19 protein-coding genes and 3 pseudogenes are annotated in these 26,211 nt (G+C 39.0%); 1 reads left to right on the forward strand and 21 read right to left on the reverse strand.

Features of this window, described 5'->3' with window-relative positions; all coding sequences use genetic code 11:
• Positions 1–70 precede the first annotated feature (70 nt).
• From ACWF5P_RS14255 to ACWF5P_RS14310, 12 genes and pseudogenes are all read right to left on the reverse strand, one after another.
• Entirely contained in the window at positions 71–313 is a 243-nt protein-coding gene (locus tag ACWF5P_RS14255) for an SDR family NAD(P)-dependent oxidoreductase (RefSeq protein WP_434166974.1), read from the reverse strand.
• A 62-nt stretch (positions 314–375) separates the two neighbouring features.
• On the reverse strand, positions 376–1,155 hold the full coding sequence (locus ACWF5P_RS14260; RefSeq protein WP_434166975.1) for an enoyl-CoA hydratase-related protein: 780 nt from the start codon (positions 1,153–1,155) through the stop codon (positions 376–378).
• A 14-nt stretch (positions 1,156–1,169) separates the two neighbouring features.
• The gene (locus ACWF5P_RS14265) at positions 1,170–2,318 is read right to left on the reverse strand and encodes an acyl-CoA dehydrogenase family protein (protein WP_434166976.1); all 1,149 of its coding nucleotides are present in this window, start codon (positions 2,316–2,318) and stop codon (positions 1,170–1,172) included.
• A 94-nt stretch (positions 2,319–2,412) separates the two neighbouring features.
• Positions 2,413–2,551, reverse strand: a pseudogene (locus ACWF5P_RS14270) (3-hydroxyacyl-CoA dehydrogenase family protein); the annotation flags it as partial.
• Positions 2,533–2,661 carry a hypothetical protein gene (locus tag ACWF5P_RS14275; RefSeq protein WP_452444986.1) on the reverse strand — a complete coding sequence of 43 codons (129 nt, stop codon included), beginning with the start codon at positions 2,659–2,661 and terminating at the stop codon, positions 2,533–2,535. The pseudogene ACWF5P_RS14270 and the gene ACWF5P_RS14275, both read right to left, overlap by 19 nt.
• 204 nt (positions 2,662–2,865) lie before the next feature.
• Entirely contained in the window at positions 2,866–3,612 is a 747-nt protein-coding gene (locus ACWF5P_RS14280) for an SDR family NAD(P)-dependent oxidoreductase (protein ID WP_452444987.1), read from the reverse strand.
• Positions 3,613–3,664: 52 nt separating this feature from the next.
• Positions 3,665–5,302, reverse strand: coding sequence for an AMP-binding protein (locus tag ACWF5P_RS14285; RefSeq protein WP_434166978.1), 1,638 nt, complete (start codon positions 5,300–5,302; stop codon positions 3,665–3,667).
• A 17-nt stretch (positions 5,303–5,319) separates the two neighbouring features.
• Complete coding sequence (gene menB / locus ACWF5P_RS14290; protein ID WP_434166979.1) at positions 5,320–6,162, reverse strand: 1,4-dihydroxy-2-naphthoyl-CoA synthase; 843 nt, start codon at positions 6,160–6,162, stop codon at positions 5,320–5,322.
• A 203-nt stretch (positions 6,163–6,365) separates the two neighbouring features.
• Complete coding sequence (locus ACWF5P_RS14295; RefSeq protein ID WP_434166980.1) at positions 6,366–7,520, reverse strand: acyl-CoA dehydrogenase family protein; 1,155 nt, start codon at positions 7,518–7,520, stop codon at positions 6,366–6,368.
• Positions 7,521–7,955: 435 nt separating this feature from the next.
• Positions 7,956–9,266, reverse strand: coding sequence for a sigma 54-interacting transcriptional regulator (locus tag ACWF5P_RS14300; RefSeq protein WP_434166981.1), 1,311 nt, complete (start codon positions 9,264–9,266; stop codon positions 7,956–7,958).
• Between the two features lie 5 nt (positions 9,267–9,271).
• Positions 9,272–9,703, reverse strand: a complete 432-nt coding sequence (locus ACWF5P_RS14305) for a hypothetical protein (RefSeq protein ID WP_452444988.1) — start codon at positions 9,701–9,703, stop codon at positions 9,272–9,274.
• Positions 9,704–9,868: 165 nt separating this feature from the next.
• The gene (locus ACWF5P_RS14310) at positions 9,869–9,997 is read right to left on the reverse strand and encodes a hypothetical protein (protein WP_434166982.1); all 129 of its coding nucleotides are present in this window, start codon (positions 9,995–9,997) and stop codon (positions 9,869–9,871) included.
• A 310-nt stretch (positions 9,998–10,307) separates the two neighbouring features.
• Between ACWF5P_RS14310 and ACWF5P_RS14315 the strand changes: the two genes are divergently transcribed.
• On the forward strand, positions 10,308–10,859 hold the full coding sequence (locus ACWF5P_RS14315) for a helix-turn-helix domain-containing protein (protein ID WP_434166983.1): 552 nt from the start codon (positions 10,308–10,310) through the stop codon (positions 10,857–10,859).
• Positions 10,860–11,111: 252 nt separating this feature from the next.
• On the opposite strand, the gene uvsE is transcribed toward ACWF5P_RS14315, so the two are convergent.
• From uvsE to ACWF5P_RS14360, 9 genes and pseudogenes are all read right to left on the reverse strand, one after another.
• Complete coding sequence (uvsE, locus tag ACWF5P_RS14320; RefSeq protein ID WP_452444989.1) at positions 11,112–12,083, reverse strand: UV DNA damage repair endonuclease UvsE; 972 nt, start codon at positions 12,081–12,083, stop codon at positions 11,112–11,114.
• A 176-nt stretch (positions 12,084–12,259) separates the two neighbouring features.
• A complete protein-coding gene (locus tag ACWF5P_RS14325) occupies positions 12,260–12,763 on the reverse strand; it encodes a PCYCGC motif-containing (lipo)protein (RefSeq protein ID WP_452444990.1) in 504 nt (167 codons plus the stop codon).
• A 415-nt stretch (positions 12,764–13,178) separates the two neighbouring features.
• On the reverse strand, positions 13,179–14,282 hold the full coding sequence (locus ACWF5P_RS14330) for a GerAB/ArcD/ProY family transporter (RefSeq protein ID WP_452444991.1): 1,104 nt from the start codon (positions 14,280–14,282) through the stop codon (positions 13,179–13,181).
• 22 nt (positions 14,283–14,304) lie between these two features.
• Complete coding sequence (locus ACWF5P_RS14335) at positions 14,305–15,498, reverse strand: Ger(x)C family spore germination protein (RefSeq protein ID WP_452444992.1); 1,194 nt, start codon at positions 15,496–15,498, stop codon at positions 14,305–14,307.
• Between the two features lie 26 nt (positions 15,499–15,524).
• The gene (locus ACWF5P_RS14340) at positions 15,525–17,012 is read right to left on the reverse strand and encodes a spore germination protein (protein WP_434166988.1); all 1,488 of its coding nucleotides are present in this window, start codon (positions 17,010–17,012) and stop codon (positions 15,525–15,527) included.
• Between the two features lie 433 nt (positions 17,013–17,445).
• Positions 17,446–17,967, reverse strand: a pseudogene (locus ACWF5P_RS14345) (DUF1641 domain-containing protein); the annotation flags it as partial.
• On the reverse strand, positions 17,960–20,923 hold the full coding sequence (gene fdhF / locus ACWF5P_RS14350) for a formate dehydrogenase subunit alpha (RefSeq protein WP_452444993.1): 2,964 nt from the start codon (positions 20,921–20,923) through the stop codon (positions 17,960–17,962). The pseudogene ACWF5P_RS14345 and the gene fdhF, both read right to left, overlap by 8 nt.
• Before the next feature lie 177 nt (positions 20,924–21,100).
• Positions 21,101–22,987 (reverse strand): annotated as a pseudogene (gene pulA / locus ACWF5P_RS14355) (type I pullulanase); the annotation flags it as partial.
• 386 nt (positions 22,988–23,373) lie between these two features.
• Positions 23,374–25,503, reverse strand: coding sequence for an ATP-dependent Clp protease ATP-binding subunit (locus ACWF5P_RS14360; RefSeq protein ID WP_452444994.1), 2,130 nt, complete (start codon positions 25,501–25,503; stop codon positions 23,374–23,376).
• Positions 25,504–26,211: the final 708 nt, after the last annotated feature.

The following is a 26,211-nucleotide window of genomic DNA, read 5'->3' on the forward strand; positions in this document are numbered from 1 at the left end:
TTTGAAAACTTTTAACTAAATGGGAGAACGTAAAAGTAGATTCCTCCCATTTAAACTCTAGAATTCCGCATCAATCATGCTTTTTTGTTAGCATTGGCACAAGATCGTGATCAAGTGTTTCTTTCATCATAAGGGCCACTTTCACACCATAATCACTAATTTCCTTAGCAACTTGTAATGCCGCCGCTTCAGATTCACGATAGTGCAATCCAATATTTGCTCCTTCAGCAGCAGCAGCTAATGCTATTCCTCTTCCGATCCCTTTTGCGGCACCTGTAATTAGGATGTTTTTTCCTTTGAAACCGATATTCATCTAGTTACCTCCATGTAAATACAGAAAATTCAGAATAATTATCATGCAATTTGATTAAATTATTAACTTCCTGTAAACGATGCTTCTCTTTTTTCGAGAAAAGCCTGTGTTCCTTCCCTCTTGTCACTCGTTCCATATAAAACAGCTTGTGCCAAGCTTTCAATCAGCAATCCCGTATCAATATCAACATCAAATCCACGATTGACTACTAGCTTTGCCATTTGTACGGATAATGGTCCTTTAGCTAATATTTTTTCAGCCTTTTCTTGTACAGCAGCCCGTAAATTCTCTAAAGGAACTACAGATGACACTAAACCGATCTCTATCGCCTCTTTCGCTGTCATGAGATCCCCACTTAATATCATATTCATGGCTCTGCCTTTACCGATGATTCGCGCTAATCGCTGCGTTCCACCAGCGCCGGGAATAACCGACAAATTTAATTCAGGGAGGCCGATTTTAGCATTTTCAGAAGCCATTCGTATATCACACGACATGGCCAGCTCACACCCACCTCCAAGTGCAAATCCATTAATGGCTGCAATAGTTGCTTTCTTACTTTTTTCTATACAGCGATACACATCAGACATATTTTTAGCAGCAAATGCATCAAGAGAGTTCCTGTTTGTTACCTGATTAATATCCGCTCCTGCGGCAAATGACTTCTCCCCTGCACCTGTAAATACAATTACGCCAATAACTTGATCATTTTCTAATTCTTCAAATGCTGACAGGATTTCGGATACAGTTAAATCATTTAACGCATTTCGCACTTCAGGACGGTTAATGGTGATAAAACCTATCCGGTCAACTCTTTCAAGCACAATATTTTGATAGTTCACTTATAACTCCCCCTTTATTGATATTTGCGATGCAACTGAGCAGCAATAATATTCTTCTGAATCTCAGACGTTCCTTCGTAAATTCTTGTAATTCGGGCATCACGGTAAAATCTTTCAATTGGGTATTCTGATATATAACCAATTCCCCCATGAATTTGTACAGCTTTATCTGCAACCCGATTATACGTTTCAGAACCTAATAATTTAACCATGGCTGCTTCTTTAATCACTTTCATATTTTGATCCACCATCCAGGCTATTCTGTAGGTCATAGACCGCAATGCTTCTATTTCCATTGCCATATCTGCCAAATAATGTTGAATAATTTGTTGCTCGAAAATCGGCTTTCCAAACTGGATTCTCATATGAGAAAAATCTAACGACATTTCGAGTAATTTATCACTTGATCCTAAATTTCGCGCAGCCATTCCTGCACGTCCATTTGCCAGAATCTTTAATGCGTTTACATAGCCTTGTCCCTCTTCGCCCAAAACATTTTCAGCCGGAACTTCACAATCTTCTAAGAATATTTCCGATGAATGTGACCCGTGAAGGCCCATTTTTTTTTCAATGCTTCCAATTTGAAACCCTGGGAAATCCTTTTCAATTATAAAAGAAGTGATGCCTTTTGAGCCTTTAGAAGGGTCGGTCACCGCCATTACGGTAAAAATATCGGCAATCGGTGCGTTAGTAATATAATGCTTACTTCCATTCAGAATATATTTATCCCCTTTTTTTACGGCCGTTGTTTTCAGATTAGTAGCATGTGAGCCTGCACTTGGTTCTGTTAAGGCAAATGCACCAATTCTATCTCCGGTTGCCATGTCGGGTAAATATTTGCGTCTTTGTTCATCATTTCCCATATCAACAATGCCAACACCCCCAATGCCGGTATGCCCACCAATGACTGTTGTATATCCATTATGTGTTCTTCCCAATTCTTCAAGTGCAGCACACTTCCCTACCATATCGAGTCCCAGCCCGCCATATTCTTCTGGAATATGAAGTCCAAATAAACCCATTTGCTTTGACTTTTCCATAATACTTCCTGGAATTTCATTACTTTCTTCAATTAACATCGCCTGCGGATCTACTTCATTATCAATAAAGTTCCGAATTCCTTGTTTTAATAATTTTACATCCTCTGTTAGTTCGAAATTCATACCTTCACGTCCTCTCGATTATATGGCTAAAATCCCTTCCCTGACTTCCTGACCAAACGCTGCTTTCATGTATTTAACAAGCTAATGCTTATAGTCGATACCTATCCCCTAAACTGTGATAAAGATACTCCATATTTCGGAGACGGCTGTCTAAATCAAACAAGATCAGCCATTTCCAGGGGACCTATAGGATGATTTAATCCAAGTTTAATCGCTATATCGATGTCTTCAGCAAAATCACTTCATTAATCTCGTACTTCTTGATATATGATCGATCAACTACCGCTTGAATAACCTTTGCTGCTAGGTAGTCTACTGGCACATCCGTTAAAGTACCACCCATTTTCCAATCGGGCTCTGACTGAATATACCGGATTCATGATCTTCCTCCATATGATAAAACTTTTATCCTGGTTTAGCCCCAATAAGCAAAAATAGTATTGAAAATTCATTCGTGTTATTTGCCTGTTGAGGCTTTCTATTGATATTGATACAAGGCATTTTTGAAATGTTAATTGTAAAAAAGATCTATACCTCTAGAAAGCGATTAACACATCGCTAATCCACCATTAACGGAGAGCGTTTGTCCTGTAATATAATCTGCTTCCTCTGAAGTGAAAAACGCTACCGCATTTGCTAGATCACTTGGTTCTGCCAATCGCCTGAATGGTATGGCTTTTTCTAACGCTGAAACAATGCCCTCATTATACGAGCCAATTTCCTGAATCAATGGTGTATTACTTGGGCCTGGTGAAATACAATTGACATTTAATTTATGTCTCGCCATTTCTCTAGCTAATGTTTTTGTTAAAGCAATCACCCCGCCTTTTGCGGCTGAATATACTCCTTCACCACTTGAACCGACTCGTCCTGAATCTGAAGCGATATTTACGACTTTCCCATAACCATTCTCAATCATGATCGGCAATATTTCTTTACATGTATGAATTTGACCCATCAAATTAATGTCAATAATTGTTTTCCATGTGCTTGGTTCGCTTTTTAAGAAAGGTTCAATCTTATCCCATCCTGCGTTATTTACCAAAATATCAATTCGTCCAAAACAATCAATAGATGCTTTGACTGCTTCTTGTACGCTTTCTAACTTCGTGACGTCGCAATAGACAGCAAGTGCTTCCGCCCCTTCGCTTTCTAAAATAGAAACCGTTTCTCGAGCATTTTCAATATTGATGTCTGTAACGATTATTTTATTGGACTTTGAAGCTAATGTTATCGCGATCTCTTTTCCAATCCCTCTACCTGCACCGGTAATAAATGCTACTCGTTGCCTCATCATTTTTCCTCCCGACTTATTCAATTTTGATTCATTTCTGTCGATATCTTGCTTAGATCTTTTCTTTTAACTTCTCGTCCATCATTTTCCGGAGATGGAATTTCTGAATTTTCCCACTCATTGTACGAGGGAAATCCTCGAAAATTTCGAGATGTTCTGGCCAATATTGTTTTGCGATCCCTTTTTCTGAAAGGAATTCCTTCATGGTTTCCATTGTCAATTGCGTTTTCCCTGGTTTCATGGTAATGCATGCACATGCTTTTTCTTGAAGACGCGGATCTGGAACGGCAACAATTTGGGCATCAGATATATCTGGATGCTCATACAGGACATTTTCGATATACATGACCGGAATATTTTCCCCACCACGGATGATGATATCTTTACTCCGTCCACAAATTCGGATATAACCATCTTCATCCATCGCTGCGCGGTCACCTGTCATAAACCAGCCCTCATGATATTCCGAAAGGGTTTCCTGTAATCGTTTTAAGTAGCCAACAAACAAGGAAGGACCTCTTGCAAGCAAATCGCCTTCTTTATGTGGTTCACAAATTTCCCCTTTTCTATCAACTACTTTTAACTCCATACCTGGAAAAGGAATACCATCCGTTTCAATCAGCTTTTCTTCTGGATCTTCAATTCTTGTCAAAGTGACCAAGCCATCTTCGGTTTGTCCCCAGCCAGACAAAATTTTAATGGAGGTTTTTTCGGTCGCCTCTTTTACCAAATTTCGTGGTATCGGTGCTCCTAATGCAACAAAGATACGAAGTGAATCAATCTTGTATTGATCAAGATTCTTAAGTTGAACTGTATCTTGCAGGAATGGTGTCGCACCAGCTGTAAATGTAATATTCTCCTTTTCTATCAAATTAAGAAATTCACTTGGATTCCAAATATCTTGGTAAACCCCTGTTCCACCAATATGTGTCGGCAACCTCACGCCATAACCGAATCCAGTTTGATGGGCAAATGTCGACGCCATGAACATGATATCATCAGATGTTAAGCGTAAGCGATCAATCCAATAATTCGTGGAAACACAGAGTGTATTATGTGTATGCATCACTCCCTTTGGATTTCCAGTCGTTCCAGACGTAAAGATTATTTCCGTCACGTCATTCGGATCATGGGTGATTTTGTCTAGAATAGCAGGATCTTTTCTCTCTTCCCACGGTTGATCAATCAATTCAGAAAACGGTTTCATTTCTTTTGGTACGTTATCCCCAACCACATAAACATGTTGCATACTTGGCCACTGATGTTTTAACCTTTCAATCATCGCCGGGTAATCAAACCCACGAAATTCACCTGGAACAACAATCATTTTCGACTCTGCCATGCCGACCGTGTAGCCAATTTCCCGGTCACGGTAAATCGGAATGAGAGGGTTGCTAATGGCACCAATTTTTGTTACCGCATAATGCAGAATAATGAACTCGCTCCAATTAGGCAGTTGGAACGAGATGACATCTCTTTTTTCTATACCAATTTCAAGCAAGCCTAATGCCACCCGATCCACAAGTTTACCAAGCTCCCTATACGTATAGCGGCTCTTTTTATCAATTATGGCCATTTTCTCTGGATCTTTTGCTATTGCATCATTTAAATAATCGATAATCGTTCTATTTGGCCAAATAGATTGATATTTTTCGATATACTCCTGACTCAAAATCGTTTCCAATTTCACAGCATCTAGCCCCCTCTTTATCTTCGGAACTTTTTAAAATCTACTGGTCTTTTTTCAAGAAAAGCATTTTTTCCTTCTTCTGATTCTGCTGTGTTATAAAACATCGCTAAACTACCCATCGATAACTGTGAAATCCCTTGGATGTTGGCACTATCCGCATTAAATGAGTATTTAAGCATTTTAAGTGCTGTCGGACTTTTTTCGAGAATTTTTCCAGCCCATTCTTCTGCTGCTTGCTGCAATTGTTCAGCAGGAACGATTTTATTGACTAGACCCATTTCTTTTGCTTCATGTGCCGTATATTGTTCACATAAATACCAGATCTCCCTTGCTTTCTTTTCCCCAACAACCCTTGCTAAATAGGCAGAACCAAATCCAGCATCATAGCTGCCTACTTTCGGTCCGCTTTGTCCAAACTTTGCTGATTCTGAAGCAATGGTCAAATCGCAAATCACATGCAAGACATGTCCACCGCCAATCGCAAATCCATTAACAGCAGCAATAACCGGCTTCGGTATATTGCGAATCGTTTGATGTAATGTTTCAATTTCTAAGCCCATTCCACCGCCTAAACCTCCAGAATAATCGTATCCACCTTCATCTCCTTTTTCTTTTTGATCCCCACCGACACAAAATGCCTTTTCTCCTGCTCCAGTTAAGACAACCACACCAATTCGGTTATCGTCCCATGCATCACGGAACGACCAAATTAACTCTTTAATCGTTCTTGCCCGAAAGGCATTATAAACGTTCGGTCTATTGATTGTAATCTTTGCAATTCCATTGCTTTTTTTGTAGATAATATCTGTCAATTTGCCAATTCCATCTGTTTTTTCAGATAGAGTATCTGTTTGTTTCATTTTGAATCCCTCCATTATTAAAGTAGTTTAAGAATAATTTTTCCTTTAATGACCTCATCACCCTGTTCATTTATACAGCGAACCTTTTCCATGATCCAATCTTTTTTACAATAAACTCCTACTTCAGCCCTTGTAAATTCCCTTTTTAGTCTTTGGAAGATAGAATTGCAATCTATTGTTTTTATCAAATAAGCGGCCCTAGATTAATAGGAACGAAATTCTTTTCCAATGATATCTTTTGCAATGACCATTTGATTAGCTTGTGCTGTTCCATCACCAATTTCTAGGCCAATTACATCACGCAACCGTTGCTCATGCGGCATCTCTTTCGTATAAGCATAATGTCCATTTAACAATAAACATTCATGAATTGCATCCGCACTATATTTTGGTCCTAACCATTTGACAGATGCTGATTCCTTTGAGTGATTTAACCCTTGATCACGAAGCCAGAGACCCCTATATGCCTGCCACTTTATTAGTTCTAATTGTGTAAAGTGCGTAACGATTGGAAATGATACCCCTTGGTAGGTTGCTAAAGGTTTGCCAAAAGAATGTCTCATTTTCACGTGTTCGATCGTCTCGTCTAAACTTTGGCTTGCAGCACCCACACATTGCAATCCGATTAACAACCGACTTAAATCAAATCCATTCATCACTTGAGAGAAACCTTTATTTTCCATGCCGATTAAGTTTTCTTCGGGTACTTTAACTTCATTTAAATAAACAGATCCCCTGCCTATTGGAATATTTCCCATATCCTCATAAGCTTTACATTCAACACCGGGAAGATCTGCTGGAATGATAAATGCACTAATTCCTCTGTTCCCTAGTTCAGGATTTGTTTTTGCAAAGGTAAGAAATGCATCACCAACAGTCGCAACGCTAATTCCAGATTTTTCTCCATTCAGAACATACACGCCGTCTTTATGTACTGCTGTTGTCTTTATTCCTCCAGCATCAGTACCTGCCGATGGTTCAGTTATAGCAATACCGACAATTTTTTCACCACTCGCAATTTTTGGAAGCCATTCTTGCTTAAGCTCTTCACGTGCATGATTATTGATAATTTCTCCAATTAATCCATTCAACATAACAGCATAAGTAAGGTTGAAATCACCTCTTCCAATTTCTTCGGCAGCTATTCCAGTTGTCACGCAATCTGCACCGGTTCCACCATACTCTTCCGGAATTCGAAGACCATTGACACCTAACTCACCAAGCTTCTTCCATAAATGCCTTGGCGTAATCCCCTCTCTGTCCCACTTTGTATAATTAGGAAGCAGCTCCTCCTTTGCAAATTCTTTTAGCATCTTTCGAAAATAATCCTGTTCTTCTGTAAATGAAAAGTTTAACAATGTAATTCCTCCCTTCCCTTACTATTATTGCAAGTTTCATGCCAACTTGTTTCCCTGGAAAAATAGCATTCCTTCCTCGTTCGAATTCGCAAAAGTGATATCGTTCGCAAATTTGCGAAGTACATTTGCGAAAAGATATCAACAAGCACAATATAGAAGGTAACGTGACACTTCTATCATTATTAGGTTTTCATATCCCTCCACCCTTAGTAATTTAGAACATTCAGACATTTACAGATTGTAAAAGCAAACTATTTATGGTTATAACTACAACCACAAATACAAAAAGACTGTCCCATAAGACTCAAATCGATCACAAAAAAATGAAAAGAACCGTTACGAAATCCTTTGATTTTACTGGATTTCATACCAGGTCCTTTCAGGAGAATGAATAACGCATGTGTTTTTTATACCGTTTGCATCCTCTTAAACGTATTATTTTAGATTGTACTTTGCAATTTTACGGTAAAGGCTAGCAAGATGTATTTTTAGTTTTTGTGCAGCCAAAGTTCGGTCACCATTCGCTTCTTGTAATGCACGTTGAATTGCGTTGATTTCCGTGCACTTTACTTCCTCTTCTAAACTTTGAATGGGAGTCGGCGTTCTTTTTATTACATCTGAAGACACATTAGGTGAAATGTGTAAATCGTCTATCGTGAGAGTATCTCCCAAGACCAAATTCATTCCGCGTTCAATATAGGCTTTTAATTCACGTACATTACCAGGCCACTCATAACTTAATAACCTCTCTTGTAGCTTAGAATCGATGAATTTTACGTGAACACCAAATTTCTCATTAAAATATTCGATGAAAAAGTGGGCTAATGGAATAATATCCTCTTTTCTTTGCTGAAGTGAAGGAATTTTCAAATCAAAGACGTATAATCGATAAAATAAATCTTGCCTGAACTCCCCTTCCTGAACAAGCGTTCTCAAATCCCGGTTCGTTGCAGCGATAATCCGAATATCGACATTTTTACTCCCTGTTCCACCGAGTCGTTCCACTTCTCTTTCCTGTAATACACGAAGAAGTTTTCCTTGGGCTTGGTATGGGAGTTCTGATATTTCATCCAGAAAAAGAGTACCATGCTGGGCCATCTCGATTTTCCCTGGTTTGCCTTCCTTTTTCGCACCACTGAACGCTCCTGGCTCATATCCAAAAACTTCCGATTCAAATAATTCATCCGGGATAGCAGCACAATTCACCGCCACAAAAGGATTATTTTTTCTCGTGCTTAATCCGTGTATCGCTTGAGCAAACAATTCCTTCCCTGTTCCGCTTTCTCCCGTCAATAAAACAGTAGAATTACTTGTTGCGATACGGGCTGCCAACTCTTTAATCTCCTCAATCGCCGAACCTTCACCGATAATCTCTTCAAAACTATATCGATTCTGACCTGTTGACTTTTTCTTCCTTTTTGAGATATCCAGAGAATTCATAAACGAAGCCATTTCATAATGATCAACATCTTCTTGACGGACAATCACCCGATAAATCTTATGTTCTTTCATTTTCATTACTCTAATTAAACATGAATAGCCAAAAACGACTCCAAATAATACCTTCGCATGCTTACGGTAATGGGTTCCTTGGATAACTTCCTTTGCATAAGCTCCTAACCAATCTTTTTTATCAATCAGAAAATTTTCACAAAAATCCGAACTAATATCGATCAATAATCCGCCCTCATCAACTTCAATAAAGCCCCAGTCTTCGGTTTGGTCTATCAGATTAAGTTTCTTCATTTTGATCACCTATCCATTTTCTCATTGGATAAAACAAAAATGACAACTTGTCCTTTGATTACTTCATTACCAGCCTGATTGTAACAGGTAACCTTTTGGGTAACCCAGTTCCTCTTCAAATTTAAATCAATAATCTCCAACTCCACAGTAATAACGTCTCCTACATACACGGGATGACAAAAAACCAATTCCTTTTGTAGCAAAATACAGGCACTTCCAGGGAGTTTTTCACTAATGACTTGAGTAATTAACCCTTCTGTCAACAAGCCCGGCACAATTGGTTGACTATAGTAACTTTTCCATATATCTTCATTCAGTCCGTATACTGGGCTATAGTCTCTAGTTAATTCCTTGCAAAATCTTACGTCCTGTTCAGTAAATGTTCGCTGCAAACGCGCAATTTGTCCTGTAAACAACTCCGTAATTGTATAACTCACGGTTCATACCCTCCCTCGTTCATATATCCCGAATTTTTTTATATTAAAGGGATAAATGCTAGAATACACTCCCATGCAGAAAAGACATACCGGGTGTCTTCGGCAAAGATCTATTCGATTTCATTTTATATCGAACTGTCCAATGCATCTTTCAGGGCACTTATATTAACGGCCTGCTTTACCACGAACTATAATGATTCCGTACTTAAAGTCTAGTTCAAATGTAATTATTATGGGAGCGCATACATTTTTAGCTATCATACCTTGCTTGCCTGCAATTAAATATGTGTTCATTATTTGGTCTCCTCTATTTTAACTAATGTAAACTTACACAAAAGGCCATGAATCATGGTGATTTGCTGTCACCGAAATGACAACATAAGCACAAATTATTGATTGAATTTTGCGATAATTAATAACCGACTTCATTACTTCGTTTCGTAACCAATCACAGTTAAAATAGATTATCTTATAATAGTGGTGGTGCTTATGCTAAGCTATATAAAGCTAATATTGAATGACCTTTCATTTTGTATTTTATAACATCTTTAATATATCATATAACATACAAACAATACCTATCAAGACGCGGAGGGCTATATATATGGAAAAAAAAACTTTATCAATTCAAATTGGTCAACGATTACGTTTTTATCGCCAACAACGTCAATTATCCTTGGACGACCTTGCTGGACTGACTGGTGTTAGTAAACCTATGCTAGGGCAAATTGAACGGGGCAGCTCAAATCCAACTGTGGCTATACTGTGGAAAATAGCTGCTGGACTACAAATTCCATTCGGTTCATTTCTTGTAAGAAATCCTTCGATTAAAATTCTTCGAGAAGGGGAACAACCAAAGTTTCAAGAATATAACGATCTTTTTGAAGCGCATAATACATTTGCCTCACCAGGAGTGCCGTTTGAAACATATCGTATTCGCCTGCTACCAGGTTGTACACATTTGTCCTCTCCTATAGAAGGACTAAAATCAATAACAGTACATTCTGGCACTTTAACCATAGAAATAGGCGGGGAAAGTTGCACCTTACAGAAAGGAGATGCCATCTCTTTCTCTCCTGATACTAATCAGGTATATCAAAATCTAGGTGATGAAGTGTGTGAATGTAATCAGGTAGTCTTTTATACCATCCACTGAATAAAAAATAGAGTAACTTATATGTACATTGAAATAAATTTTGAGGATTGTGGGTGTAAACATATTGTGAATAGGAATACAATAGTATTTAGTTTTTACGAGAAATTATTAATGCAAGATCGCCTAACCCTTACTCCCACTTCCTTTGAAAAATCACCCTATTAACTCAACAATAATAATGTTATGTAAACTAATTTCATTGATAAAGAATCTAATCCAACTCTCTTTATCAATTTTTTATTATACAGCGAATCAATGTATATAAAAACTGGCATCATCAATGATCTCTATGTCTTTGTGACTTTTCAGCTCATCCATCAACTGGAAAAGAGCTCCATCCTTCTGTTTTGCTTCAATCATGCAATCCAGCTGTGGTAAGCTTCCCTTTATTTGTTGCAAAAATTCCATGAACATTCCAGTATCCACAAAATCAGCATGTGCTCGAAATTCTTTATCGGACCTTGGACTTGAAATATGCATTTTAGGAGGTAGCTTGGAATTACTCCAGGTATTCAATATTCGGTCCCAATGATCTTTCCAATCTTCATTTGGTAACTGATGTGCGAGGTGATGGTGATAATCAAACACCATTGGAATGCCTAATTTTTCACATAAATAAAGTGTTTCCGACAACGTATAGGTAGTATCATCATTCTCAAGAATGACCATTCTTTGAATCGATTCCGGAATCAAACCCCAATTATGGATAAACTGCTCTAATGCCTGTACATGCTCGCCATAACCGCCGCCAACATGCAAAACACAGCGGTGCTCGGGATCCACTCCTATTTTTTTTAATAAAGTAAAGTGCATCCTTAATGTTTTTAAGGATGTCTTCAGTATATCGATATTTGAGCTATTCAAGATGACAAAATGATCTGGGTGAAAATCTATTCTCATTTTTGGGTGATTCTTTATGAATGTTTTTAATTTAGCCAGTTCTTCTGAAATAGGATCTATGTAATCCCATTCTGGAATTTCTGGATGGTTGGCTAAAGGGATAAGTTTTGAAGAAAGCCTAAAGAACTGAATATCATTAGCTTCGTTATGAATCAGTAAACGCCAGCAATTATGAAGATTGGATATTGAAATGCGTTCAAGCTTCCTTATCGCTGCATCTTTGTCCTTAATTTTAGAAAACTGCGCAAAAGTCATCGTTTGGGATGGTGAACAGTTTGGCACATGATTACTCATGGCTACATAACCAAGGCGAATTAATGTCAAAGTGATAGCTCCTTTCCCGTTGAATGTTTAATGGAAGTATTCCCCTTTTTTACCAATATTATATATGTGAAAGATTCCATGACTACAAAAAAATGGCCTTTTCCGAATGAATACCGGGAAAAAACCATTTTTCTAAATTATTATTTTTTAGCTAGAATTTCATGAATTTTTTTTACTTACACTTCAGGGGTAGGAGTTGGTTTGGCATATCCGCTTTTATATTTTTCATCGACTTTATTCCGGATCTCTTTGACGCTCATGCCGTCATTCAAGTCCAATATGGATTGCGCAGCAATTTCTAAGCAAACTCCGCATCTTGTCCCGTGGTCATCCCAAACCACTTCACCATTTTTTTTATTCTCATGGATAAAACAATCGTAATTATTTTTATGGTTAGCTGACTCTCCGCAACCGCAGTAACAAGGTATTTTTTCTAGTAAATCTTTATTTTGTGCAACAGCTAAATAGATTGTCTTCATTTCCTCTGGTTTTTCAGTTAAGAAATCCGGTGCTATTTCCTTACTGCTGGTCTCCTCCTGAAGATCTCCGGATACCGAATGCTCTGAATGTCCTTCATGACTGCTTTCTTTTTGTACAACACTTTCCTCTTCACTTGAACAGCCTGAAAGTATTATTGAAGAACAGATTCCCAAAGTGACGGTCATTAATTTTAGCTTCATTTATACACTCCTTGATCTTTTTATACTCCCATTTTATGGCACGCAAGGTTTTTCTACAAGCATAAGTTTCCTTAATTATAAGGATTTAAAATGACAAGTTTTCATGACATATACTAAATGTATGTTTGGTACGACTTCGTGCATATTTATAGAGCATTAACCACACTTTAAGAAAAAAGAATGAGGTGATATTGTTGTGAGGATGCTACCATCATTGTTAATTTTGTTAGGCACGTATTTACTTATTATACTCCTCGACAACCTGCAGGGCTTGAATATATTGCACTCTTTCTATAGCATCAAACAATATTTGATAGTGGCTCGTGGTGAAGATTACTTTCTGCTAATTTCATTAACAATAATCTTTCTTTGTTTGATCGTATTCTCAAACAAAAAAAACCGGCAGCCTCCCTCTTCATGAAACTGCTGGTTTGAATTTTTGTTTAATATATGCAGTAAACAATAATAAAATGGGAATCCCGATGAGCAATGGTAGGTGCAAAAGGTAGGGGACGACTTTTAACCCTTCATCTATATGAGCCTGATAGCTAGGGGCAATCATTAGCGAAGAGAAGAAAATAGTACCGCCAACCAGATAAATGAATGCAGGGGAAGGTTTCATTTGAAATAAGTCCGCTGAGCCAATAATGGCACAAAAGAAAAAGATCGATATCTTAATGAAGCCTAAAATGATCATTAAAACTAGAATGAACGAATCCAGTCTTTCAATAAAATCAGCGATATTAATATAACTGACAGCTGTAAGAGCCGGGAAATTAGACCTTAATACCGCCTCTGGACCTAATACGGACAAAAGAACGATCGAATTAATGGTTAAAGAAACTCCACCTAGAATTATCGCCCAGAGACCAACTTTAACAGCAGAACCCTTATTATTCAAATACGGAAGGATCATCGTAAACGTAATCAATTCTCCAAAAGGTACAGTGATACCAGTAGGAATCAACTCTTTCCATACCATTCCCCAACCGTTGCCTAATACAGGCTGAAGGTTTTCCAATTTTGTATATCCTCCCAATACAAACATAATGTTCAGAATCAAAAGGCTTATGATAATAATGCCAAAGCATAAGCATGCAACGCGTGCAAATGCTTCCACTCCTAGATGAACTCCATAAATTAAAACAAGTATCATGCATATCCCCAGCGTTATAATGGAAGTACGCCTATAAGTTGAGCTAATTAATATTTCTTCAAAATCTCTTAACACTCTTGAAGCCAGATAAATAAAATAGATTATATAGCAAAAACTGAATACACCGCCGATATATTTACCCCAAATTTTCCGGACATAGCCGGTCATCGGTAAGTCAGGGTATTTATTAAATAATGAAAAATACACGAAATACAGTAAACACCCAAAAAGGGTTGATAAGAGATTCACAATCCAGACGTCCTGCTTGGCCCCCTTTCCTATATCAAGCAGTAAATTACTGCCAAACATAAAAATGACCATCATGCAAAATAACTGAAATCCATCAATTTTTATTTTAGGCAATTCTCCTCACCTCCTCATACATTTATTTCGGCTTATAAGGTTCCATTCGCATTCCAGAATTAATAATGTCTACGTTAACTTTCATCGATATTTCCGCTTCTGAAAATAGGTCATCCCAATTATTTTTATGCTTACGCCAATAATCCGGATTTGTTCGAGATAATGCATCCCCAAAACCGAAAATGTCCGACCTTTCTTTTTGAGTGATGCTAATCGTTTTTTTAATTTGTTTTTTTAAATCATTTTCCACTTTTTTTTCGAACTCTATTAACAATTTCGGATCGCTCAAATCGAGTTCACATGATGTTTGCATCATTTCTCCCATTACATTCAAATTACTTTGAATGACTGGTTTTTCATTTTTAATTTTGGTTTTCATTTTGCTTTTTGCTCTGATTACCGTAATCGTGGCACTTCCCTTCTCACTGCAAGGCATCACAACTTCTGTTCTTTTCAGTTCCGATGTGACAAACTGGACACCTCGGGCCGATTCACCATCAAGCCATTTAACCATTTTCCCTTTTCTAAATAGAGCCAATCCTTTTGCCTCTACATAAGCTGGTGCTGTCGTCTCAAAATTACTTATTTCCTTTGCCTTTTTTGAATCATTCCTTATACTGATTCCTGGCAGTGATACATCCTTCCCTTCACTCATAAGTGCTGAAATGACTTCATATAGTAACGCGTCATTAGTGGTTCCATAATCGTTTTGCTCACTTTTAGTCGTACTAATAATATTTTTACCTGGCGTGTTTTCAAGTGGTTCTATTACACCAAGCATATACTCGGCAGTTTTCCCGCGGGCAATATAAATCGGGACACTTACCCTTTGATTTTTACCTCTATCTACAGTATCAAATAATAAATCAAGTCCATTTCGCGCTAACTTTTCCCCTATAATGATCATCGATAGATGTGAAATATTGTTTTCTCTAGGAATAATGGCGGAAGCCTTTCCGAATGCCTCAACGAGCGTTTTAGCCGTTACCGTATAGTTGATGACAGCAAGGCCTTTATCGCCGGAAGTACTGGTTTGTGCTAGCCCGCTTGGATTAATGACTTGATAGGTTACCTTGTATGGATTGTCTGGATCATCGTTATGGTCTATTCCCATCGCTATAATGACCCCAAGCTCGTTCAATTCCCGATAATTTGAACAACCAGAAATCAATAAGCAAATGGCGGCGATCGATAAAAGTGAAATATTAATTTTCATTTTTAGTCCCCCGTTTCAGCCGAGTTTTATTTTCTTGATGTTTTTTTCAAAATTGATGGTAGAGGGAAACGAAAAAAACCATCTTTTTGCTCCTTGAAACGAAATGGAGCAAATGGGGCAAAATAGGGTACACCAAAAGACCTCAGGCTGCTCATATGAAGCCAGATACATAAAGTGAAAAGCAATATGCCATATAAGCCTATGAATGCTGAAATCAACATCATAAAAAATCGAATTCCGCGAGTCACATTGACTAGACTGGTATTCGGCAGTGTAAAACTGCTTATTGCAGAAATGGCTACAATGATAACCACTGCAGCTCCCACAAATCCCGCTTCAACAGCTGCCTGCCCTAGAATAAGTGCTCCTACAATGGATACGGCTGGCCCGATCGCCCTTGGCATTCGAATTCCTGCCTCCCGTAAAATCTCGAAGGCCATTTCCATTACCAGTATTTCGACAATTGCTGGAAATGGGACATTTTCCCTTTGAGCCATTAGACTAACGATTAAAGTTGTAGGGATAAGACCCTGGTGATGAGTAACTAGTGCCAAATAAATAGCGGATGCATACATCGACAGAAAAAAGGCTCCGAATCTTAATATTCTTAAAAAGGAGCCGATATATTGATTTTGATAATAGTCCTCCGGAGATTGAAAAAATTGCGAAAACAACGCTGGGACGATTAAAACAAAAGGAGTTCCTTGAATGATGATGGCGATTCGCCCTTCCAATAAATTCCCAACAACTGCATCAGGTCGTTCCGTATTCAAAAGAAGGGGAAAAATCGTCGATCCTTCATCCCTAATTAATTCCTCAATATAATTAGATTCAAGTACTCCATCAATATCAATGCATTGTACGCGTTTTTTGACTTCCTTCACAATACTCTCATCCGCAATTCCCTGAATGTACATGATTCCAATATCCGTTTGAGTGACACTTCCGACTTTCAAGCTTTCTAAGCGTACATCAGGATTTTGAACCCTAGCACGAATTAATGACGTATTGGTTCTTAAATTCTCAGTAAAACTATCTTTTGGTCCTCTAATGACAGTTTGGCTTGTAGGCTCGGTTATCGCACGGGATGGTTGACTTTTCGTACTGGCGATGAATGCTTTTGCACTGCCATTCAACAATACAACCGTATCTCCTGTCAAAACCGCTGATATGAATTCCTGCCAACTTTCTTTAACGGTTAATTGGGATACCGTTAGAATATGGCTAGTTCGTTCTTCTATCTCTGTAAATATTTGTTTATTTTCTTTAAACCAATCTATTAATGGTTCAATTATATTTTCATTAATGATGGTAGCATCAGCCAAACCATCAAGGTGGATTACAGCTGCACGTATCGATTTATCGTGTGGAGATTCAATCATTCGAACAGACAAATCTGAACTGTCCCCAAGCACGTTCTTCAATCTCTTTACATTTTCATTTACCTCGTAGGATAAGGTGCCATTGGTTGTAGATTTTTCTTTAGCTCTTTTAAGAGAACGTCCTATCCTCACTTTTCCGCCCCTTACTGATTAAGAAGTGTGTGTATATGTTCGTTTCACTTATGATTGACTTTATTATTTGTATCTTATATAAATATATGTAATAAAAGGCTAGTGAGAAAAATTTTGATAGCACTTTTCATTGAAAAAAGCCGATGTTCCTTATAAGGGAATCATCGGCTTTAATATTTTGGTGGGAATTATTCACCATCTCTCAAGTCAAAGTAATTTCTTCGCAGACGATTTTCGTCCGTTTCAATAATATTAACGAGCTACTTTATTTCTTACTTTTAGATAAGGCTAGCGGAATGGTTACAAGAGAAACTCCTGCTGCGATCCAAAACAAGCTGGTGTTTCGTTTTTTTTCGCTTCCGCTTTTACTGGGTATACTCGATCCGTATGATCTTCTGGAGGTCGGCCGTTCTATGTCCGCTGTTTCATTCGCTTTATGCAAATGCTGATTCTCTGGTAATTGAGTTGTTCTTTCCAAATCGCTTGTATCTTCTCCCATTCCTTTAAGAAAGGTCATCAGAAAAGTCATAGCTTGTTTGACTTCTTGGTCATTCAAGGAACGCAGCAATGATAGGTAGCTTGGCTTTTCCGGAATTTTATCAGACTCTGCCACACGGGCAATCCCTGAATTGACCTTGAGGATAAGCGGTTCAAGCTGCTGAACATTAAGTGTTCCTAACGTGCCAAGTATGAGAAGCAGATTTTTTAGCGTATTTGCCGTTTCTGGGGTGTCTGCTGTCTTGACAAGAATGTTCAGCACTTTGTCCCCTTCCTTCAACAAGCTGTTAACCATTGATAAAATCCCACGATCCTGCATACCCTTCATGACTTCAAACGTTTCTTTAATCACTTCTTTATTTTCCAAAAGGGTACGCTCGATATCCTCGAGTTCAATTCTTTTTCTTTCTTCATCGCTAATGGAGATTCGATTGATCACTTTTGTCGCTTTAGCCACGGTTCCTCTCCTCCTTTTTGATCTTCAAGAGGTCACCAGGGAATATATAATCTTCGCGAGCCCATTTTTTTTGTACTTGTACACCTATCTGCGGTTGTGGATTACCATTACGATGGTTGATACTCGGCAATGGATTGTCTCCTTTAACCCTGAGCACTTCCATTTTTACTTGAACTTCCTTATAGGCAGGAGTATCAGTATCTTTATCTGAATGGCTGCTTGTCAATTGGTTGATTGCCCCGTCACCTGAATCGTTCATTGGCAGATAAACTTCTTTACCTTTTACACGATCCGTAATCAGGCATTGCACTTTTGCATTTCCATATGGTGAAGTAAGCCGAACAAGAGTGCCATCCTCAAGCCCTCTATCTTTTGCCAATTCCCGGGATACCTCAAGGAAGACTTTTGGCGTTTTGGAAGTAATGCCTTTTGTTTTATAGGTCATGTTTCCTTCATGGAAATGTTCCAATAAACGGCCATTATTCACATGGATATCGAACTCATCCCCAAAGTCAATCGGTTTGGTCCATTCGACTGGAAATAACCTTGCTTTTCCATCAGGGAAAGGAAAAGCTTCCGTGAATAACAGTGGCGTATCTTTACCATCTGGCGTCACTGGCCATTGAAGACTGTTATAACCCTCCAAACGTTCATACCTTACTCCTGTATATAACGGTGATAGTTTAGCAGCTTCTTCCATAATTTCACTTGGATGCTCATAATTCCAGCCGGCTCCTAACGAATTAGCGACATTCATTATGATTTGCCAATCAGGCTTTGAGTCGCCAAGCGGTTCAAAGACTTGATAAAGACGTTGAATACGGCGTTCAGTATTCGTGAAAGTACCTTCTTTTTCAAAGCTTGGGCTTGCGGGAAGGACGACATCCGCGAATTCAGCCGTTCTTGATAAGAAGATATCTTGTACCACAAAGAAGTCCAGTTTTTCAAATGCTTTATGGACATGATTGATATTCGAATCGACCAGACCCATATCTTCACCCTTTAAGTACATTGCTTTGATGGTACCGGCATGTATCCCTTCGACCATTTCATGATTATTCAGGCCAGGGTTTTCTGGTATTTTTGCACCCCAGGTGTTTTCATATTTCAAGCGGACCTTTTCATCTGTTACTTTTTCATAACCTGGCAGGCGATCCGGCATACTGCCAAAATCGCTGGCTCCTTGAACATTATTATGGCCGCGTAATGGGTAAGTACCTGTTCCAGGTTTACCGTAGTTGCCTGTTATTAGCATTAGATTGGAAATTGCAGTACTTGTATCGCTTCCTCCTCCATGCTGGGTAACTCCCATGGCCCAAAGCGTTGCAACACTTTCCGCATCATGAATGGCCTCTGCCAACGTAATTAAATCTTCCTTAGCTATACCTGTTACTTTTTCTGCATATTCCATTGTGTAAGGTTCCAAAGTCTTGATGTATTCTTCCATTCCATTTACACGATTTTTGATGAAGTCTGTATCTGCCCATCCTTTGTCGACGATATATTTAGACACGGCCGACAGCCAAATGATATCCGTTCCCGGAGCAGGCTGGATGAAGAGGTCGGAGCGTTCAGCCATTTCATGCTTTCTGATGTCCGCCACTATCAGCTTCTGTTTACCTAGTTTATGGGAACGTTTGATTCTTGTAGCCAACACGGGGTGTGATTCGGATGTATTGGAGCCTATGATCAATACAAGTTCGGACTTTTCGATATCCTTTATGCCCCCTGTATCTCCGCCATATCCAACCGTTCTGAATAGTCCTAAAGTAGCCGGTGTCTGACAATACCGGGAACAGTTATCCACATTATTGGTGCCAATGATTCCCCTAGCCAGCTTTTGCATTAAATAGGACTCTTCATTGGTGCATTTGGAAGACGTTATGAAAGCCATCGAATCCGGACCGTGAAAATCTTTGATTTCAGTGAATTTACGGGAAATCAATTCAAGGGCTTCTTCCCATTCAGCTTCCCTGAACGCATCCCCTTCCCTAATTAATGGTTTTGTGAGTCTTTCTTCACTATTCACGAAATCCCATCCGAATTTCCCTTTTACACAAGTCGAAATTCCATTTGCAGGTGCCTCCACTTGCGGTTCGATTTTAAGGATTTTACGATCTTTGGTCCAAACGTCAAAGCTGCATCCTACCCCACAGTATGTACAAACCGTTTTTGTCTTCTTGATCCTTGCATCCCTCATGGCGGATTCCATATCTGAAATCGCTAAAATCGAACCATAACCCGTTTCAACATTTTTCGTGATTTCTATCATTGGTCGAAGTGTTTGTTTGGCAATGCCGGTTAAAAATCCGGCTTCCCCCTCCATTCCTTTTTCCATCATTGCATTACACGGACATACAGTTGAACAGTGTCCACATGACACACATGAAGATTCATTGATCGGAACATTATCATCCCAAATGACACGCGGGCGTTTTGCTTCCCAATCAATGGTCAATGTTTCGGTGACCTGTACATCTTGACACGCTTCAACACAACGGCCGCAAAGGATGCATTGATCCGGATCATATCGATAGAATGGATTCGACCGATCCACTTCATATGGTTTTTGATCAAAAGGAACACTTTGATGATTTACCTTCATTTCCTTAACCGTATTGTGTATTTCACAACCGCCATTATTATAATCGCAAACCGTACAATAAAGCTCATGGTTATACAATATCTTGTCCATCGCCATGACCTGTGCTTCTTTTACATCAGGTGCAACTGTATCAATTACATCACCATCGTTGATCTTAGTGGAACAAGACCTTACAAGTTCTCCATTAACGCTCACTAAACATGTATCACAGGTTTCGATAGGACCTAGGCTAGGATGGTAACAAACATTCGGGACTTCAATGGAGCTATCCGTCAGCATTTGTAATATTGTTTGATTACCTTCCAGACTGGTCTCTGCACCATTGATTTTTATATGCACTTTCTCTGGCAAACTAATCGCTCCCCTCTTACACAACGATAAAATTCATCATTTGGTATTTTCTACCCCCTCACATTTTTTCTCAAACTTGCGAAAGTAAATAATGGAAGGCTCTTATTAACCAATTTCATATCAGCAAATGAACAAAGTCGAAGTGAGACATAGTATTCACTCACTTCGACCTAATTGTCATTGGTAAGTGTTTGCTTTCAATACAAACGAACTTAAAGGGGCAACGGTTATCTGACTCCCTTTAATCCTTTCTATTTCTTCCAGTCCAGCCCGCTGACCATCCACTAAAACGGTCCAATTACCTTCGTGGGGAAGAGAAATCGTAATTGCGTCCCAATTTGCATTATGAATCACTGCAATTGTTGAATCTTCAGTTATTAAAGAGAATGCAACCACATTTGGCGGAGCATCAAAGAATTGTAAATGCTTTTCTATTTCTTCGGGTGTGCTTAACCTAAAAACAGAATGATTTTTCCTGAGCGAAATTAGCCCTTTCATATACTCCACTTCCCGATCGAACTCCGCTCTCCTTTTCCAATCCAATCGGTTAATCCAATCAGAAGATTGATAGCTATTTTCATCTCCATCCTTCGTGCGCATGAACTCTTGTCCAGCATGTACCATTGGAATTCCCTGTGACAGTAAGACAATTGCCGAAGCTAATTTATGCATCTGTTTCCGTTTTTCTTCCGTCGCATCTGGATTAGTGATGAGAAGCTTATCCCATAGTGTATAGTTATCATGTGCTTCAACATAATTGATCACTTGATCTGGTCTTTGATATGTTGCGATATCATCATCATATTTCAAACCACCAGCAATTCCTTTTTTTATAATATCTTCCATTCCTGGTTTTCCATTCACGAATCCTTTATCATGTTCATTCATTACAAACCCTTTTAAACCATCACGGATCGCATCATTAAAGTGAGCGATTCCAGGCATTTTAAAAGCATTCTTTTGATTTGCTTTCAGCTCTTGGGCCAAGCGGGTATCCATATCCCAGCCTTCACCCAAAACAATGAGGGTCGGATCAATTTCTGCCAGTGCCTTTTTCACTTCATTCATCGTTTCCACATCATGAATCCCCATTAAATCGAAACGGAAACCATCAAGGTTAAATTCCTTCGCCCAATAGGTTACGGATTCAACAATGAATTTGCGCATCATTTTACGTTCAGACGCGGTGTCATTTCCTACACCAGTTCCATTAGATAAGGAGCCGTCAGCGTTATAGCGAAAAAAGTAAGTGGGAACGAGTTTATGGAAGTTTGAGTGCTCCACAGAATAAACGTGATTATAGACAACATCCATGATTACTCGTAAACCGTGATCATGTAAACCTTGAATCATTTCCTTTAACTCACGAATCCTGACTTTTGGTTGATACGGATCAGACGAATAAGAGCCCTCGGGAGCGTTATAATTCTGTGGATCATATCCCCAGTTATATTGTGGTTCATTCAATTTCATTTCATTGACTGTGGCAAAGTCGAATATCGGGATAAACTGAACATGGGTAACGCCTAGATCTTTAATATGATCAAGACCCGTTTTCACTCCTTCTGGACCTTTGGTTCCGGCTTCAATCACTCCTAAGAATTTACCTTTATGATGGATTCCGCTTTCAGGATGAATAGATAAATCCCGTGTATGCAATTCATAAATGACTATGTCCTCAGCTTTTTCGAGAGGTGGTTTATCCCGTGTCCACCTTTCAGGGTTCGTATCTGTTATATCTATCACGACTCCTTTAATACCATTAACAGTAACTGCACGAACATATGGATCGACGGCTTCACTCCAGTTTTCTCCCACTCTCACTTTATATGTATAAATCAATCCATCCTGATCACCGTTCAACTCAATCGTCCAGGTACCTTTTTCCGAACGCACCATCGGAATCTCTATTCCATCTGAATCATCCCAATGTTTATAAGTAACTAGCTTAGCTTCAGATGCAAGTGGTGCCCATAACCGGAATGCCGTTTTATCTTTAAGATAGGAATTTCCTAAATCTTTGCCTTCATAGAAATATAGTTCATCCAATTCCGACGGGTTTACTGGATTAATATTTGCAATCGGCAGGGATTCCAACTGATTTTCCGTTTCATTACCCGTAGGTTTCCGATTATTTTTATTTTCCTCTTCAAAATAAGAAAGTGAATCTTTAATAGGTCATTCCTCCATTGAAATTCCCATTTTAGAACAGGAATTATTAATTTTTATAATCATGAGCGAATTTTCCCTTATGTTATCATTCCACAGGCATTACCCATCAAAACATCCGATTGGCAAATTATGTCGAAAATTCAGAAATCTATATTTTGAGCGAAAGCTGTAGGTCATATAGCTGAACCTTACCTATCCTTTTATGAAAACGAAGCCAAAAAAGATAAAAAAATGCCTCCATAACAGTTTTACGGTCTTGGAGGCATTTCTAGTACTCTTTATGGTGTTTTAATAATTTTCACAGAGTTATCTTCAACAATTGCAGTGAAGTTCTTAATTTCAGGCTGCTCAAAGATAAAGTCAGTGATGCCGTCTTCGAGCTGTTCTTGTAGAACACGGCGAAGCGGTCTCGCCCCGAAAGTTGGGTGATATCCGAGTTCAATTAGCCTTTGTTTCGCTTCATTAGTTACATCTAATGATAAACCATTTGCAGCAAGTGTTTCGTCAAGCTCGTGAATCATGATATCAACGATTTGCAGAAGATCTTCTTTCTTCAAAGCCGAGAATTCAATGATGCTATCGAACCGGTTCAGGAATTCCGGTTTGAAGAAGCTGCCTAAAGATTGTAGGATTGATGCTTCCTCCACAGCTGAACTTGTACCGAATCCCATTACTTTTTGTTTCTCACCGACTCCAGCATTACTCGTCATGATGATCACGGTATCTTTAAAAGTAACGGTCCGTCCTTGACTGTCGGTTAAGCGGCCATCTTCCATGATTTGCAGGAACATATGCATTACATCCGGATGTGCCTTTTCGATTTCATCCAATAAGATGATGCTGTAAGGCTTGCGGCGAACTTTTTCCGTCAATTGTCCAGCTTCCTCATGTCCTACATATCCAGGAGGAGAACCAATTAATTTAGAAACACTGTGTTTCTCCATGAATTCACTCATGTCAAGACGAATCATCGCTTCCTTGTCCCCGAATAACTCCTCAGCAAGAGTTTTTGCCAATTCGGTTTTACCAACTCCTGTCGGACCAACGAAAAGGAATGAACCGGTAGGACGGTTTTTTGATTTTAACCCGGCACGACTTCTTCTTACGGCCTTGGAAACCTTTTTGACAGCCTCCTCCTGCCCGATTACTTTTTTCATAAGCTCCGCTTGGAGGTGAACCATCCTTTCTTGCTCATCTTCTTGGAGCTTACCTACAGGTATACCAGTCTTTTGTTCGATGATATTTTGAATGTCTTCAACGGTAACGGTTGGCTTAATTGCATCTTCTCCAGCCTGCAATGACTTTTCCAGTTTTTCTTCTTCATCACGAAGAATAGCAGCTTTTTCATATGCTTCTTCTTTTAAGGCCATTTCTTTTTCTCTATAGATTTGAGCCAAACGTTCTTTCATGTTTTCTACTTGGCCGTCTTCGATGGTCAAGTTCAATTTTGAACCAGCTTCATCCATTAAGTCTATTGCCTTATCAGGCAGGAAGCGGTCTTGAATATAGCGGTTCGAAAGTTCAACAGCCGCTTTAAGGGCTTCCTCACTATATGTCACACCATGATAAGATTCGTAACTATCCTTTAATCCCCTTAAGATGACAAGTGCCTCAGCCGTTGTCGGCTCATTAACGTGTACAGGCTGGAAGCGCCTTTCAAGGGCACCATCTTTTTCAATTTTCCTATATTCTGATAAAGTGGTTGCTCCGACAAGCTGAAGTTCGCCGCGTGCAAGTGCAGGCTTCAGGATATTTCCTGCATCCATTGATCCTTCTGCCGAACCAGCTCCCACAAGTTGATGAATTTCATCGATGAATAGTATGACATTTTTTCTTTCCTGTAATTCGCTGATCAATTGCTTCATACGTTCTTCGAATTGCCCTCTAATTCCAGTATTCGACACAAGGGACGCTACATCAAGCATATATACAAGCTTATTACGTAATTTAACTGGCACTGAACCTTCAACAATCGCTAAAGCAAGACCTTCAGCAATGGCTGTTTTACCGACACCAGGTTCACCGATTAAAACTGGATTATTTTTATTGCGTCTATTTAAAACTTCAATGACGCGTTTAATTTCTTCACTTCGTCCGATAACCGGATCTATAAGCCCAGCTTTAGCAGCATCGGTCAAATTTCGGCCATACTCTTCAAGCAATCCTCCGTCATCACCATGTTCAGCTGAATCCGGTTTTGGTACACCATTATAATTAAATGGATTGAATGAATTTGGAGTTCCGTTAAATTGGAATTTCCCTATATCCATCCCGCCCATAGCTGCTCCAAGTTTGTTTCGCTCTTCCTTATAACAAGTGGAGCACAGTTTCACATCATGCTCCTGACCATTCATATTTAGGTGAACTTGAATATTAGCTTGGTTTACATGGCATTTTTCACAAAACATGTAGTACTCCTCCTTTAAAAAATTAAATTGAAAGTAAATCTTTGACCTTCTTTGACTTTCTGACTTTATTATACATTGACCTTCTTTGACTTTCAATAATTTTGTCTGGGAATTTTTTTGCAATAAAAAAGGAAATCCTTCGATTTGGTTTGCTTAGCATATTAAACTATCCATTTCCAGTCAAATAAAAAGATTCTATGTATGCCTCTTAGTATATTCAGTTAGTATTGATTACCCACTTCAGGACTCACCAATACCTTAAACTATTAACAAAACGCCAATTCTCTTGCCCATATGCCTCATCCACTCTTGTTTTTTAAAACAAAAAAAGACTTTATTTAGTCTCTTTAAGGTTTGTACAATTTTTAAACGTTGGATTTCCACTCCAGTCCAGGTACTCGCTTTCCGCGGGCGGTCGGGGAGCCTCCTCGGCGTCTTCGCACCTGTAGGGTCTCTCCTTGACGCGCTTTCACACAGGAGTCTCGCACCTTCCGTTCCAACCAACTTTATTAAAATTTAGTTAAAACCGCATTTGTCTAATAACTGACGGGGCTGACGGATGTCAGTCCTATTTGACTGTAGACAAACTCGATGAAAAATTGTCTACATTCTTTTTAGGATTTATTTAAGTTGATTATTTCCATTCAAGGCAACCGCCTTCTGCGGGCGGACCGCCCTCGGCGCCTTTCGCGCAGGAGTCTCTTACAC

The organism is Peribacillus sp. NPDC055009 (assembly GCF_053608705.1).

Bases quoted from the DNA above. Each gene is read 5' to 3' on its own strand.
- ACWF5P_RS14255 (WP_434166974.1), bottom strand. From the start codon at position 313: ATGAATATCGGTTTCAAAGGAAAAAACATCCTAATTACAGGTGCCGCA.
- ACWF5P_RS14265 (WP_434166976.1), bottom strand. From the start codon at position 2,318: ATGAATTTCGAACTAACAGAGGATGTAAAATTATTAAAACAAGGAATT.
- ACWF5P_RS14275 (WP_452444986.1), bottom strand. From the start codon at position 2,661: ATGGGTGGTACTTTAACGGATGTGCCAGTAGACTACCTAGCAGCAAAG.
- ACWF5P_RS14280 (WP_452444987.1), bottom strand. From the start codon at position 3,612: ATGAGGCAACGAGTAGCATTTATTACCGGTGCAGGTAGAGGGATTGGA.
- menB (WP_434166979.1), bottom strand. From the start codon at position 6,162: ATGAAACAAACAGATACTCTATCTGAAAAAACAGATGGAATTGGCAAA.
- ACWF5P_RS14300 (WP_434166981.1), bottom strand. From the start codon at position 9,266: ATGAAGAAACTTAATCTGATAGACCAAACCGAAGACTGGGGCTTTATT.
- ACWF5P_RS14310 (WP_434166982.1), bottom strand. From the start codon at position 9,997: ATGAACACATATTTAATTGCAGGCAAGCAAGGTATGATAGCTAAAAAT.
- ACWF5P_RS14315 (WP_434166983.1), top strand. From the start codon at position 10,308: ATGGAAAAAAAAACTTTATCAATTCAAATTGGTCAACGATTACGTTTT.
- ACWF5P_RS14325 (WP_452444990.1), bottom strand. From the start codon at position 12,763: ATGAAGCTAAAATTAATGACCGTCACTTTGGGAATCTGTTCTTCAATA.
- ACWF5P_RS14335 (WP_452444992.1), bottom strand. From the start codon at position 15,498: ATGAAAATTAATATTTCACTTTTATCGATCGCCGCCATTTGCTTATTG.
- ACWF5P_RS14360 (WP_452444994.1), bottom strand. From the start codon at position 25,503: ATGTTTTGTGAAAAATGCCATGTAAACCAAGCTAATATTCAAGTTCAC.